The 12,851-nt window shown below is 73.8% G+C and carries 8 protein-coding genes; 3 read left to right on the forward strand and 5 right to left on the reverse strand.

The annotated features are described in order from the left end of the window. Nucleotides 1–38: 38 nt before the first annotated feature. The gene (locus ACH4EB_RS03540) at nucleotides 39–368 is read left to right on the forward strand and encodes a hypothetical protein (protein ID WP_398345600.1); all 330 of its coding nucleotides are present in this window, start codon (nucleotides 39–41) and stop codon (nucleotides 366–368) included. On the opposite strand, the gene ACH4EB_RS03545 is transcribed toward ACH4EB_RS03540, so the two are convergent. The 5 genes from ACH4EB_RS03545 to leuS form a co-directional block, all read right to left on the reverse strand. Continuing rightward, nucleotides 346–3,228 (reverse strand): ComEC/Rec2 family competence protein, encoded by a 2,883-nt coding sequence (locus ACH4EB_RS03545; protein WP_398345601.1) that lies wholly within the window; start codon nucleotides 3,226–3,228, stop codon nucleotides 346–348. The two genes, ACH4EB_RS03540 and ACH4EB_RS03545, sit on opposite strands and share 23 nt — an antisense overlap. Next, on the reverse strand, nucleotides 3,225–3,968 hold the full coding sequence (locus ACH4EB_RS03550) for a helix-hairpin-helix domain-containing protein (RefSeq protein ID WP_398345602.1): 744 nt from the start codon (nucleotides 3,966–3,968) through the stop codon (nucleotides 3,225–3,227). Before ACH4EB_RS03550 ends, ACH4EB_RS03545 begins: the two co-directional genes overlap by 4 nt. A gap of 785 nt (nucleotides 3,969–4,753) precedes the next feature. Continuing rightward, nucleotides 4,754–5,599, reverse strand: coding sequence for a DegV family protein (locus ACH4EB_RS03555; RefSeq protein WP_398345604.1), 846 nt, complete (start codon nucleotides 5,597–5,599; stop codon nucleotides 4,754–4,756). A 368-nt stretch (nucleotides 5,600–5,967) separates the two neighbouring features. Next, nucleotides 5,968–6,723, reverse strand: a complete 756-nt coding sequence (locus tag ACH4EB_RS03560; RefSeq protein ID WP_398345605.1) for a hypothetical protein — start codon at nucleotides 6,721–6,723, stop codon at nucleotides 5,968–5,970. Nucleotides 6,724–6,891: 168 nt separating this feature from the next. Continuing rightward, nucleotides 6,892–9,765 carry a leucine--tRNA ligase gene (gene leuS / locus ACH4EB_RS03565; protein ID WP_398345607.1) on the reverse strand — a complete coding sequence of 958 codons (2,874 nt, stop codon included), beginning with the start codon at nucleotides 9,763–9,765 and terminating at the stop codon, nucleotides 6,892–6,894. A 425-nt stretch (nucleotides 9,766–10,190) separates the two neighbouring features. On the opposite strand from leuS, the gene ACH4EB_RS03570 reads away from it, so the two are divergent. Together ACH4EB_RS03570 and ACH4EB_RS03575 are read left to right on the forward strand one after the other, a co-directional pair. Beyond that, a complete protein-coding gene (locus tag ACH4EB_RS03570) occupies nucleotides 10,191–11,132 on the forward strand; it encodes a hypothetical protein (RefSeq protein ID WP_398345608.1) in 942 nt (313 codons plus the stop codon). Continuing rightward, nucleotides 11,129–12,664 (forward strand): NADH-ubiquinone oxidoreductase-F iron-sulfur binding region domain-containing protein, encoded by a 1,536-nt coding sequence (locus tag ACH4EB_RS03575; protein WP_398345609.1) that lies wholly within the window; start codon nucleotides 11,129–11,131, stop codon nucleotides 12,662–12,664. The genes ACH4EB_RS03570 and ACH4EB_RS03575 overlap by 4 nt, the downstream gene beginning before the upstream one ends. The last annotated feature ends 187 nt before the right edge of the window (nucleotides 12,665–12,851 follow it).

The raw sequence follows: 12,851 nt of genomic DNA on the forward strand, positions 1-12,851 counted from the left end.
CCGACCGCGCGGACGACCGATGAACCTCCGGTGACGGGATGCCGAAGCCGTGCCGGACATCGCCGCGCGTCTCCTCTACCGGAAGGCAGCGGGTCGGCGGGTCGGCGGGTCGGCGGGTCGGGACCATCAAGGCGGCAGGCCGGCTCGTCGGGATCGTCAAGGCGGCGAGCCGGCTCGTCGGGATCCTCCCGCTCGGCATGGTCGACAACGACCGGGCCGGCGTCGACAAGCTCACCTTTGAGCCACTGCGCGGTGAACAACGTACTTATCCCTTCTGGACGGTGGAGTACCTGTACACGTACGGGCAGCCGGCGGACGGCTCGCTCGCCGCGACGTTCCGGGCGTTCATGGGCTCCGGCACGGCGTAGAACATCCTGTGCAAGAACCGGCACGTGCCCTGCGCCGACCAGGCGGGCGTGCCGGGCTCCGTCTGCCGCCCCTGACGGTTGTGGTCAGCCGGTCCCGGCCGCCCAGCACCGCGATGGCGCCGTCGGTGTCCGTACGCAGCACCCGGGCCCCCTGGGAACGCAGCGTCTGTACGGTGCGTGGCGCCGGATGACCGTACGGGTTGCCGGCGCCGCAACTGATCAGGGCGACGCGCGGCGCCAGGCGGCGTATCAGCCGCGGGTCCTGGTAGGCGGACCCGTGGTGCGCGACTTTGAGGACGTCCACGGCGGGCAGGTCGGGGAGCGCGCTCGACAGGGCTTGCTGGGAGATCGGTTCGAGGTCGCCGAGGAGGAGAAAGGTCAGGCCGAAGGTGCGCAGCAGCAGCGTGACGCTGGCGTCGTTGGGGCCTTCGACGGCGCGCGAGGCGGGTGCGGAGAAGGGGTGGCCGGGGTCGGCGGCAGGCGGCCACAGGACCTGCCAGGTGAGCGGGCCGAGGCTGCGTCGTTCCCCCGGCGTGGAGCCGGTCACCGGTACGCCCGCGGCCGCTGCCGTGCGGTGCACGAAGGCTGCCTGACCAGGCGGTTCGGGCAGAGTGGTGGTCTCGATGGCGCCGACCGAGCGCCCGCGCAGCACACCGGGCAGTCCGCTGACGTGGTCGGCGTGGAAATGGGTCAGGACGAGCAGCGGAATCCTGCGTACGCCCAGGTCGGTCAGGCAGCGGTCGATGGCGTCCGGCTCCGGGCCGGTGTCCACGACCAGGGCGGTGCCCTCCCCGGCCGCGATCACCAAGCCGTCGCCCTGCCCCACGTCACAGGCCACCGCACGCCAGCCCTGAGGTGGCCAGCCGGTGATGACGCGGGTGACCGGAACCGGTCGCAGGATGGCCACGAGCAATGTCAGGACGCCGAGGACGCACAGCCAGGGGCGGCGCAGCAACCGCCGCCCCACCAGGACGAACGCCACCGTCACCACGGCCAGGAGCAGCGCGCCGGCCCACCCGCCCGGCCAGTCCAGCTCCGCGCCGGGCAGGCCCGCTCCCGTACGCGCGACGCCGGCGATCCACTCGGTCGGCCAGCTCGCACACCAGGCCAGTGCATGGGCCAGGGGCGGGGCGAACGGAGCGGTGGCGAGCGCGGCGAAGCCCAGGACGGTGGCCGGGGCGACGGCCGGCTCGGCCAGCAGGTTGCAGGGGATGGCGACGAGGCCGACGCGTGCGGCGAGTACCACGACGACCGGGGCACAGACCGCCTGCGCCGCGGCCGCGGCGGCGAGCACCTCGGCGAGGCGGGGCGGCACCCGGCGGCGTTGCAAAGCCGCGCTCCAGCGGGGAGCCAGGGTGAGCAGGGCGCCGGTGGCCAGTACGGAGAGCAGGAAGCCGTAACTCCGGGCGAGCCAGGGGTCGTAGAGCACGAGTACCAGTACGGCGGCGGCGAGCGCGGGGACGAGGGAACGGCGGCGGCCCGTCCCGATGGCGAGCAGCGTGATCAGGCCGCAGGCGGCGGCGCGCAGCACGCTGGGGTCGGGGCGGCAGACGATGACGAAGGCGAGGGCGATCGAGCCGCCGACGAGGGCGGTGGCGCGCAGCGAGAGGCCCAGGATCGGTGCCAGACCGCGGCGTTCGGCCCGTACGGCGAGGTGGGGCGGGCCGATGAGCAGGACGAGCAGGATGGTCAGGTTGCTGCCGGAGACGGCGAGCAGGTGGGTCAGGTCGGTGGTGCGGAAGGCGTCGTCGAGGTCGGGTGGGACGCGCGCGGTGTCACCGACCACCAGGCCCGGCAGAAGAGCACGGGCATCGGGGCTCAGGCCGTCACTGGCTTCCCGCAGTCCGGCCCGCAGATCTCCGGCGAGTCGCTGCAACGCGTCGGGTGTGCCGACCACTTGAGGCCCTGGGCCCGTGGTGACCCGTAGGGCGGCCGCGGCCCGGTCGGCCGACTGGAGAGGCGGCGCCGCGCGGGCCGTGAGGCGGACACGGGTCGAGGGCAGGAGGCGCTGCCAGTCGACGAGGTGCTTCGTACGGTGCACGACGACCAGTACGGGGGTGCGGGTCGCGGTGACCGTACCGTCCCGTGCGGCGACACGGAGCGCCTCCGCGGTGAACACGACGGCCGGAGGCGCTTGCCGGGCTCCGCTCACTCGTGGCCGAGTCAGCCGAGGATCGCCGGTCAGCTCCACCTCGGCCGTGACCTGGGCATGCCGGCGCGCGAGCTCCGGCAGCGGGCCGCGTCGTACGTCCGCCGCGTGCAGAGCGGCGGACGCGGCTCCGGCCACCGCGCCCAGCAGCACCGCGGCGAGGGCGATCAAGGCCCCGGCGGTCCGCCGTTCCGGCCGACGGACCGCGACGACCACCACGATCGCCGCCAGCGCCGCCGCCCCGGCGCCGGCCGCCGCCACCGAGCCGCCGGACCACCCCAGGGCCAACGCCGCCGCTCCCCACGCGGCCGACGCGGGCCCCACCAGACGAAGATCGACGGCTTCGTCCGGCCGACGGGGGTCGGCGGACCCGTAGGGGGAGGATGCCGCTGCGTGGAGGGGGGATCGGCCGGTGGTGGTGTGGGAGGTGGCGAGGTCGGAGGTGGCCGTGTCCGGGACGGCTGTGTTGGGGGTGGCTGTGTCGGAGGTGGTGATGCCGAGGGGGGTGATGCCAGGGACGGTGCTGTCGGGGGTGGCGGCGTCGGGGACGGCACTGTCGAGAGTGGCGGCCCCGGAGGTGTCGGCCGGTGCAGTGATGGCGCCGGGCGCGGTGTGAGGCGCTGCATGGGGCGCGGTGTGGGGTGGGGAGTGAGGGCTGCTGGGGTTGGTGAGGTGGGGCGGTGGTTGTGGCGTGGCGGGGGACGGAGTCATGGCTGGACCAAGGGGCGCAGGTCGGCGAAGCGGCGGTCGCCGATGCCGTTGACTTCGCGAAGTTGGTCCACGGAGGTGAAGCCACCGTGTGCGGTGCGGTATTCGATGATGTGCCGGGCCAGGACCGGGCCGACGCCGGGGAGGCCGTCGAGCTGTTCCGCGGTCGCGGAGTTCAGGCTGACGGGAGCGGCTCCGGCGCCCGTACCACCGGGGGAACCCGTACCGCCGGAGGTCGCTCCACCGCCGGGGCCCGCTCCGGTCGCCCCGGGGGCCGCGCCCGCCCCCTGCCCTGCCGCCCCAGGCCCCGGCCCCGGGACGTCCACGGCGATCTGTTCGCCGTCGGTCAGCAAGCGGGCCCGGTTCAGCCCCCGGGTGTTCGCACCGTCCAGCAGACCGCCCGCCGCTTGCAGTGCGTCGGCGACCCGGGCGCCCTGCGGCAGCCGGTGGATTCCGGGACGGCGCACCTTCCCGACCACGTCGACCACGAGGAGCCGTCCCGCGGCAGTTGGCGGCCCCCCTACGGGCGTCGGCGCCGCCACCTGCGGTTGCGGTGCCGGAGCCTGGGTCGGCAGTGCCGTGGACCGGGTGACGGCCGGGGCACGTACGGGCTCGGGCCGGCCCACCCAGAAGTGGTGGGCCGCGAAGGCCACCGCGATCACCAACACCACGACCAGGGCAGTCAGCGCCTTCGGGTCGGTCGCGCATCTCGACTGCACCCACAGCGGCAGCCGCTCCCGCACGGCGAGCCCCAGACGGGCCGCAGGACCGGGGCCAGCGCCTTCGGTGGAACTCCGAGGCCGGTCCTCCGTCAGGACACCAGCGACGCCCCGGCCAGGGCGCGGTGAGCCGCTGCCTGGTGGACTCGTGCCGGGAGACGGTGAGCCACTTCCCGGCGGGCTCGCGTCAGAAGGCGGCGAGCCACCTCCCGACGGGCTTGCGCCATAAGGCGGTGAGCCGTTCCCCGTCAGGCTCGCGTCCCCCGTCGGGCTCGCGTCAGAAGCCATCGGGCCGCTGCCCGTCTGGCCCGCGTCAGGAAGCGGTCCATCGCTTTCCGTCAGGTTCGCGTCAGGAAACGACGGGCCGCTCCCCGGCGGGTCCACATCCGTCGGGCTCGCTCGCCCACCCACATCAGGCGGCCCCCGGAAAAGGCCCTCGGCCCGCGTACGTACCGCTGCGGCGGCCTCCGCCCGCCGGGCGGCCCGGCCACGCACGGCCCCGGCCCTTCGGCGGAAGGCCGTGCCAGGCGTGAAGTCGGGACCGGAGCCGGGGCCGGGATCCGGGACGGGCCCCGGGCCGGGGGTGGGGCCGGGACCTGGGACGGAACCAGGCTCAGGGTCGGTGGCGATCCCATGAGGATCAGTCACGGAGAGTGATTGCTGCGTCATGCCCAACGACGTTAGGCACTCCGCGCCGATCCCGCTGCGAGCCGTCAAAAGCCGGGGACAACCGGCCTGTTGTGGATAACCGCGTCACCCGAAGGAGCGCTTCCGCACCCCAAGAACCCACTCCCCTCGTCCCGCCCCCGCTAACGCGGCGAGACCACAACCCCCAGCAACCCCGGCCCCGTGTGCGCCCCGATCACTCCCCCCACCTCGCTGGCGTGCAGTTCGGCCAGCCCCGGCACCCGCTCGCGCAGCCGTTCCGCCAGAGCGTCCGCCCGTTCGGCCGCCGCGAGGTGGTGCACGGCGATGTCCACCCGCGCCTCGCCGGCCCGCTCCACGGCGATCTCCTCCAGCCGCGCGATCGCCTTGGAAGCCGTACGGACCTTCTCCAGGAGATCGATCCGGCCCTCGGCGAGCTGGAGCAGCGGCTTGACCGCGAGGGCGGAGCCGAGCAGCGCCTGCGCCGCCCCGATCCGGCCGCCCCGCCGCAGATAGTCGAGAGTGTCGACGTAGAAGTAGGCGGAGGTCTGCTCGGCGCGCTTCTCGGCCGCGGCCACCGCCTCGTCCAGGCTGCCGCCGGACTCCACCGCCTCGGCCGCGGCCAGGGCGCAGAAGCCGAGCGCCATGGCGACCATGCCGGTGTCCACGACCCGCACCGGTACGGGTGCGTCGCCGGCCGCCAGCACCGCCGCGTCGTACGTGCCGGAGAACTCCGAGGACAGATGCAGCGAAACGATGCTTTCGGCGCCCGCCTCGACGAGGTCCCGGTAGGTGGCCGCGAAGGCCTCGGGGCTCGGCCGCGAAGTCGTCACGTACTTGCGCTTCTGCAGGGCCTGGGCGACCGATCTCGCCGAGATCTCGGTGCCCTCCTCCAGTGCCTCGTCGCCGAGGACGACGGTGAGTGGCACCGCCGTGATCCGGTGGCGCCGCAGTGCCGCCCGCGGCAGGTAGGCCGTTGAATCGGTGACGATCGCGACATGGCGGGACATGACTGGGAGGTTATCCGGGGATCCCGGAGGCCGACAGTGCGGGCCCCTCCCAAGATCCTCCGTCCTGGGCCGAAGACGCGCCGGAAGCGGCTGCCGGTTCCCCGCCTCGACACCGCGACGCCCAAGCCGCGCCGCCCCAGCCGCACCAGTCCGTCCGCCCGACCGGCGCCGGGCCACCCCATCGACGTAAGACAACCCCGCCCAGACCACTCAGGCCGCGCACCCAGCCGCCCCCCCCAGGCCGCCTCCCAACCGGCATCAAGCCTCAGGCAACCCGCCCCACCGGCCTCAGACAGCCCGCCCGGGCCAGACCACCCCACCACCCGGCAACGGGCCACCCGACCGACGTCAGCCCGCCCGCCCCACGATCAGGTCGTCCGCTCCGTACGCGGTGCCTTCTGCCACGCGTACGAAGGCTGTGTACGCGGATCCCGGGCCGTGATGGCGGGCGTCTCGTCCCCGACGGGTCCCCAGGACTTCCGCCCCACCGCACCTCCGGCGGATGCGCCGGACGCCCCGGCCCCCTCACCGCCGGCCGCCGACGCGCCCCCGGACGCCTCGATGCGCTCCTCCAGCGGCTCCTTCGACCAGTGCCGCAGCGCCCCGGCCTCCATGTCGATCTGCTCGCCGAGCGCTGCCAGGTCGTCGTCGGCGAACTGCCGGGCCCGGTCCCGGGCGGCCCACCGCAGCGACTCGGCGGAGTGCGTGATGCGCTCCGTCCGCTCGCGCAGCTCGGGCAGCCGCGCCGCGACGCTGGCCTTGTCGGGCTCCCGCTCCAGCCGCTTCAGCTCGTCGTCCAGTTCGTGGCCGTGGGCGCTGAGCCGCTCGAAGAGGCCCAGGGACTCGGTCAGCGAAGCGTCCTGCTCGGCGCCGGTGTGCAGCGCGTCCTGAGTGGCCCGCATGGACGTGCGCAGCGACAGCCGGAGCTGGGCCAACTCGCCGGCCACGCCGGGCTGGGTGAGTCCGCGGGCCCTGAGCGTGGTGTCCTCGACGGTCCGGCGCGCCTGGGCCACCCCGCGGTCCACACCGCGCTTGGCCGCCTTGACGGCCTTGACCGTGACGAAGACACCGGCCGCGACGAACAGCAGGAAGAGGAGTCCGAAGATCGCGACGACGGCTTCCATGGTTTCTCCTCGTCATGACAACGGCATGGTGGGCGGAGGCGCCGGGGTCCCGGCTCTTCCACCGTAAACGCCGCGGGCAGGTCGGGGGTTCCCTTCGAACCCCCAACCTGCCCGTAGTGGTCATCCCTCAGTCAGGCCCCGGAGGGGCCCGGCGACGGGATCAGCGCCTCACGCGGGAACGATGTTCACCAGCTTCGGAGCCCGCACGATCACCTTGCGGATGCCCGCGCCGCCCAGTGCCGCCACGACCGCCGGGTCCGCCAGTGCCGCCGCCTCCAGGTCCGCGTCCGAGACGGACGGCGAGACCTCCAGACGCGCCTTGACCTTGCCCTTGATCTGCACGACGCAGGTCACGCTCTCGTCGACCACGTAGGCCGGGTCGGCGACGGGGAAGTCCTGGTGGACGACCGAGTCGGTGTGGCCCAGCTTGCGCCACAGTTCCTCGGCGATGTGCGGGGCCAGCGGCGCGACCAGCAGCACCAGGCGCTCGGCCACCGAGCGCGCGACCGGGCCGCCCGCCTTGGTCAGGTGGTTGTTCAGCTCCGTCACCTTGGCGATGGCGGTGTTGAAGCGCAGGTTGGCCAGATCCTGGCTGACGCCGTCGATCGCCTTGTGCAGAGCGCGCAGCGTGTCCTCGTCGGGCTCGGTGTCGACGACGGTGGCCTCGCCGGTCGCCTCGTCCACGACGTTGCGCCACAGCCGCTGCAGCAGGCGGTACTGGCCGACCACGGCGCGGGTGTCCCAGGGCCGTGAGACGTCCAGCGGGCCCATCGCCATCTCGTACAGCCGCAGCGTGTCCGCGCCGTACTCGGCGCAGATCTCGTCGGGCGTGACGGCGTTCTTCAGGGACTTGCCCATCTTGCCCAGGACGCGGCTGACCTTCTCGCCCTGGTAGTAGTACGCGCCGTCGCGCTCTTCCACCTCGGCGGCCGGTACGGCGATCCCGCGGCTGTCCCGGTAGACGAACGCCTGGATCATGCCCTGGTTGTACAGCTTGTGGAACGGCTCCGAGGAGGAGATGTGGCCCAGGTCGTGCAGCACCTTGGACCAGAACCGCGCGTACAGCAGGTGCAGTACGGCGTGCTCCTGGCCGCCCACGTACAGGTCGACGCCACCGGTCGGCTGCCCCTCACGGGGGCCCATCCAGTACTGCTCGACCTCCGGGTCGACCAGGGCGGTGTCGTTCTTGGGGTCGGTGTAGCGCAGCTCGTACCAGCAGGAGCCCGCCCAGTTGGGCATGGTGTTGGTCTCACGGCGGTACTTCTTGGGACCGTCGCCCAGGTCCAGCTCGACGTTGACCCAGTCCTCATTACGGGACAGCGGGGTCTCGGGCTGGGTGTCGGCGTCGTCCGGGTCGAAGGTGCGCGGCGAGTAGTCGTCGACCTCGGGCAGCTCCAGCGGCAGCATCGACTCGGGCAGCGCGTGCGCGACACCGTCCTCGTCGTAGACGATCGGGAAGGGCTCGCCCCAGTAGCGCTGGCGGCTGAACAGCCAGTCGCGCAGCCGGAAGTTGACGGTGCCCGCGCCGATGCCGTCGGCGGCCAGCCACTCGGTGATCTTGATCTTGGCGTCCGGGACGGTCAGGCCGTCCAGCGAGATGGCGGCGCCCGACGAGTTGACGATCTTCGCTTCGTACGAGTCGAAGGCGTCCTCCCAGGTGGCGGGGTCCTGGCCACGGTCGTCCGACGGCTCCACGACACAGCGCATGGGCAGCTCGAAGGCGCGCGCGAAGGCGAAGTCGCGGCTGTCGTGCGCCGGGACGGCCATGATCGCGCCGGTGCCGTAGCCCATCAGCACGTAGTCGGCGATGAAGACCGGGACGCGCTCGCCGCTGACCGGATTGGTCGCGTACGCGCCGGTGAAGACGCCGGTCTTGTCCTTGGCCTCGGCCTGCCGCTCGACGTCCGACTTGGCCGCGGCCTGCTTGCGGTACGCGGCGACGGCCTCGACCGGATTGGCGTACCCGCCGGTCCAGACGTCGTGGGTGCCCTCCGGCCAGGCGTCGGGGACGATCGAACGCTCGCCGGAGACCAGCTCGTGCTCGGGCGCCAGCACCATGTAGGTGGCGCCGAACAGGGTGTCCTGGCGGGTGGTGAAGACGGTGATCTTGTCGTCGCCGACGGGGAAGTCGACGCGCGCGCCCTCGGACCGGCCGATCCAGTTGCGCTGCTGCAGCTTGATGGCGTCCGGCCAGTCCAGCCCGTCCAGGTCCTCCAGCAGGCGGTCCGCGTAGGCGGTGATGCGCATGTTCCACTGGCGCAGCTTGGCCTTGAAGACCGGGTAGTTGCCGCGCTCGGACCGGCCCTCGGCGGTGACCTCCTCGTTGGCCAGCACGGTGCCCAGACCGGGACACCAGTTGACCGGCGCGTCCGAGGCGTACGCCAGGCGGTACTCGCCCAGGACCTCGGCGCGCTCGGCGGCGCTCAGCGCGCTCCAGGGGCGCCCGTCCGGCGTCGCACGCTCTCCCGCCTCGAACTGCGCCACCAGCTCGGCGACGGGGCGGGCCTTCTTCGCCTCGGCGTCATACCAGGAGTTGAAGATCTGGGTGAAGATCCACTGGGTCCACTTGTAGTAGGCCGGGTCGATCGTCTCGACCGACCGGCGCAGGTCGTGGCCCAGGCCCAGCCGGCGCAGTTGGCGCCGCATGTTGACGATGTTGGCCTCGGTGGAGACCCTCGGGTGGGTGCCGGTCTGTACGGCGTACTGCTCGGCGGGCAGGCCGAAGGCGTCGAAGCCCAGGGTGTGCAGCACGTTGTGGCCGGTCATCCGCAGGTGACGGGCGTAGACGTCGGTCGCGATGAAGCCCAGCGGGTGGCCCACGTGCAGCCCCGCGCCCGAGGGATACGGGAACATGTCCATGACGAACTTCTTGGGCTTGGCCGCCAGCTCCGGGTCGCCCGCCAGGTCCCCCTTCGGGTTCGGGGCCTCGTACGTCCCCTCGGCCTCCCAGAAGTCCTGCCAGCGCGCCTCGATGTCGGCGGCCAGCGCTGCCGTATAGCGGTGCGGCGCTGCCACCTCGGCAGCCGAAGTCGTCTCGCTCATCGTCCTCAAAGCTCCATCGGTCGTCTCTGCCTGCGGCTACTGCGAATACTGCGAATTCTGCGGAAACAAAAAGACCCCTCGCACAGGAGGGGACGCCGCGCCGATGCCGACCGGAAGCTCACCGGTCGGTACTGATCAGCGCGGCCCGCTAAGCAGAAGGCGTACGGCACGCATGGCGCCAGGGTACCGCAGGGGGCGCCGGGCCCGCTGCGAGCCGTCCCACCGCGCCCGGGGCGGTGCCCCGGCGGACGAGGCTTCCGGGGCGGACGGGGACCGGTCGGCCGGCACCAGCGACCGTCCTCTCCTGCGTGCGGCGCGGCTCCCTGGGGCGCGCCCGACAGCCGACGGTAGCAGCGCGCCGCCCCGCTCCACGCCGCTTACGCAAACCCCGCCGCACCGGCCCCGCACCCCCCTACTTTTCCCCCATGCGTCCCCACCGCAAGAGCCGCGCCGCCCCCGGCCCGCGGCTCCCCGGCTTACCCCGCCTCCCGCTCCGCCTCCCTGTCCGCTTCCCGGGCCCGTCCCGCCCGGCCCTCGGCCCGCGCCGCCACGGCCCCCGGGGCGGCCCGCGCCACACGGCTCCCCCGGGCCCGGGGACGGCCCCGGCCCCGCGCCGCCCCCTCCTGCGCCGCCGTCCCGCGCTCGCCGCCGGAGCCGTCGCCGCCCTCGCGCTCCTCCTGCTCTCCGGCACCGACCCGCTGCGTGACTTCCTCGACTTCACGGTCGGCGCGCTCACGCTCGTCTCCCTCACGGCCGCCGTCGTCTGGGGACTGGTCGCCGCGGGCCGTACGGTGCTGCTGCCCCGCAGCCGGCTGCTCGCCCAGGGCGTCCACCGGGCCCTGGGCACCGCCTCGCTCGGCTTCCTGCTCCTGCACATCGCGGTCAAGATCGCCGAGGGGCGCGCGCACGTGCTGAACGCGCTGCTGCCTTTCACCGGGACGCCCGTCGGCGCTTCCACGCTGATCGGCTTCGGTGCCGTGGCCGGCTATCTGATGGTGCTGGCCGCCGCGACCGGCGCGCTCCGCAGTGCCTTCGCCGGCCGCGGCCGCGCTTCGGAACGCTGGCGCGCCCTGCACGCCTGCGCGTATCCGGCCTGGTGCCTGGCGCTCGTGCACGGCCTCAAGTCCGGGCGCGCCCCCTCGGGCTGGGTCACCACCGGGTACGTGCTGTGCCTGGCGGCCGTCGCCACCGCCCTCCTGGCGCGCGCCTTTCTCCCGCACGTACTACGGGTCCGCCTGCGCGCCCGTACTGCCGCCGCCCCGACCGCCCCTCCCTACAGGACCGCGCCTCCGTACAAGGACGCCACGCCCTCCGCGTACGGTCGGCACGCCCTCCACCCCGCCTCCCACGGGAGGGGCCGACCGTGACCGGCCCGCTGCCCGACGTCCCGCCCGTCCGCGTCATCGGCCTGCCCCGGCTGACCGCGGGCTTCGACGAGGCCGAGCGCCTCGACCGCCGGGCCCATCTGCTCACCCACGGCTCCCCGCCGTCCCTGTCCGCCGACCGGCTGACCGAGCTGGCCGGCGCCGTCGCGCTGCGCGGCCGCGGCGGCGCCGGCTTCCCCTTCGTACGGAAGCTGGAGGCGGTGGCCCACCACGCGCGGCGCTCCGGCGTCCGGCCCGCGATCGTCGTCAACGGCTGTGAAGGCGAACCCGCCTGCCGCAAGGACACCGTCCTGCTGTGCCGCGCGCCGCACCTCGTCCTGGACGGTGCGCTGCTCGCGGCCGACGCCCTCGGCGCCCGCACACTGGTGGTCGGCGTGGCCAGGAGCACGGCCGAGCAGTCGGTACGGGACGCGCTGGCCGAGCGCGGCCTGAGTGACCGCCGGCGCGGGCGGTCGCTCCGTGCCCGGCTCGTCCGCGTACCGGAACGGCTCGTCTCCGGGGAGGCGTCCGCGCTGATCCGGGCCGCGGAAGGCGGGCCGGCGCTGCCGCCCGGGCGGCGCGTGCGGGCCGCGGAGTCCGGACTCGGGGGCGTGCCCACGCTCTTCTCCAACGCCGAGACGTTCGCGCAACTCGCCGTCGCGGCGCGGATGGGCGCCCCCCGGTACGCCGCGACCGGGGCGCCCCAGGAACCCGGCACCCTGCTCCTGACCGTCTCCGGCGCGGTGCCCTCCCCCACCGTCGTCGAGGCGCCGAGCGGGGTGCCGCTTCCGTACGTCCTCCAGACGTGCGCCGCCGACCCGGCCCCCGGCGGCGTCCTGGTGGGCGGCTACCACGGTGCCTGGCTGGACGCCGCGACCGCGTACGGAACGGTCGTCACCCGCGAAGCACTCGCGGCCGGCGGCGGGGCGCTCGGCGCGGGCGCGGTGCTGCCGGTGCCCGCCGGTACCTGCCCGCTCGGCGAGAGCCTGCTCGTAGCGCGCTGGCTCGCGGCTGAATCGTCAGGCCAGTGCGGGCCTTGCCGCCTGGGCCTGCCCTCCGTCGCCGACGCTCTGGCGGACACACTGGCGGGCGGCGGCCAAGAGGCGCTGGAAGCCGTACGGCGTGCCGCGCGGACCGCGCACGGGCGCGGCGCCTGCAAACACCCCGACGGCGCCGTACGGTTCGTGCTCTCCGCGCTGGACGCCTTCACGGACGACCTCGCCGCGCACACGCTGGGCGGTGGATGCGGCCGGGAGACCGCCGGCCTGCTGCCCCTCCCCGCGCCGGACTCGGCCGACACGGCCGACGGCACGGGGACCGCGGCCCTGACGGCTGCCGCGGGCCGGCTGGCGGTGGACTGGACCCTGTGCGAGGGGCACGGCCTGTGCGCGAGGCTGCTCCCGGAGGCCGTGACCCTCGACCCGGACGGCTACCCCCTGATCACGGACACCACCCTCCCGCCCCGTCTCCACCAACGCGCCCAACGCGCGGTGAGCCGCTGCCCCGCCCTCGCCCTCCGCTTGGAAAAGCCCTGAGGGCGGGCAGGAGCCCCGGAAACAAAAAACCCCGCCCGATCAACCAGATCGGGCGGGATCTTGTGAACCTTCGCGAGTTGCCTCACTGCCGGTTCTTCTAAGGGCGTGTTCGTGAGTGCTTTCGAGCTGCTACATCAAATCCACAATGATGGTCGCTTCCGGTTCCCGGCGTGATCGCTCCCCAACC

Origin of the sequence: Streptomyces sp. NPDC018045, assembly GCF_044327445.1 — a bacterium.
Lineage (GTDB): Bacteria > Actinomycetota > Actinomycetes > Streptomycetales > Streptomycetaceae > Streptomyces.

Coding starts and splice junctions, on each gene's coding strand:
- ACH4EB_RS03540 (WP_398345600.1), top strand. CDS start 39: ATGCCGAAGCCGTGCCGGACATCGCCGCGCGTCTCCTCTACCGGAAGG.
- ACH4EB_RS03545 (WP_398345601.1), bottom strand. CDS start 3,228: ATGACTCCGTCCCCCGCCACGCCACAACCACCGCCCCACCTCACCAAC.
- ACH4EB_RS03555 (WP_398345604.1), bottom strand. CDS start 5,599: ATGTCCCGCCATGTCGCGATCGTCACCGATTCAACGGCCTACCTGCCG.
- ACH4EB_RS03560 (WP_398345605.1), bottom strand. CDS start 6,723: ATGGAAGCCGTCGTCGCGATCTTCGGACTCCTCTTCCTGCTGTTCGTC.
- leuS (WP_398345607.1), bottom strand. CDS start 9,765: ATGAGCGAGACGACTTCGGCTGCCGAGGTGGCAGCGCCGCACCGCTAT.
- ACH4EB_RS03570 (WP_398345608.1), top strand. CDS start 10,191: ATGCGTCCCCACCGCAAGAGCCGCGCCGCCCCCGGCCCGCGGCTCCCC.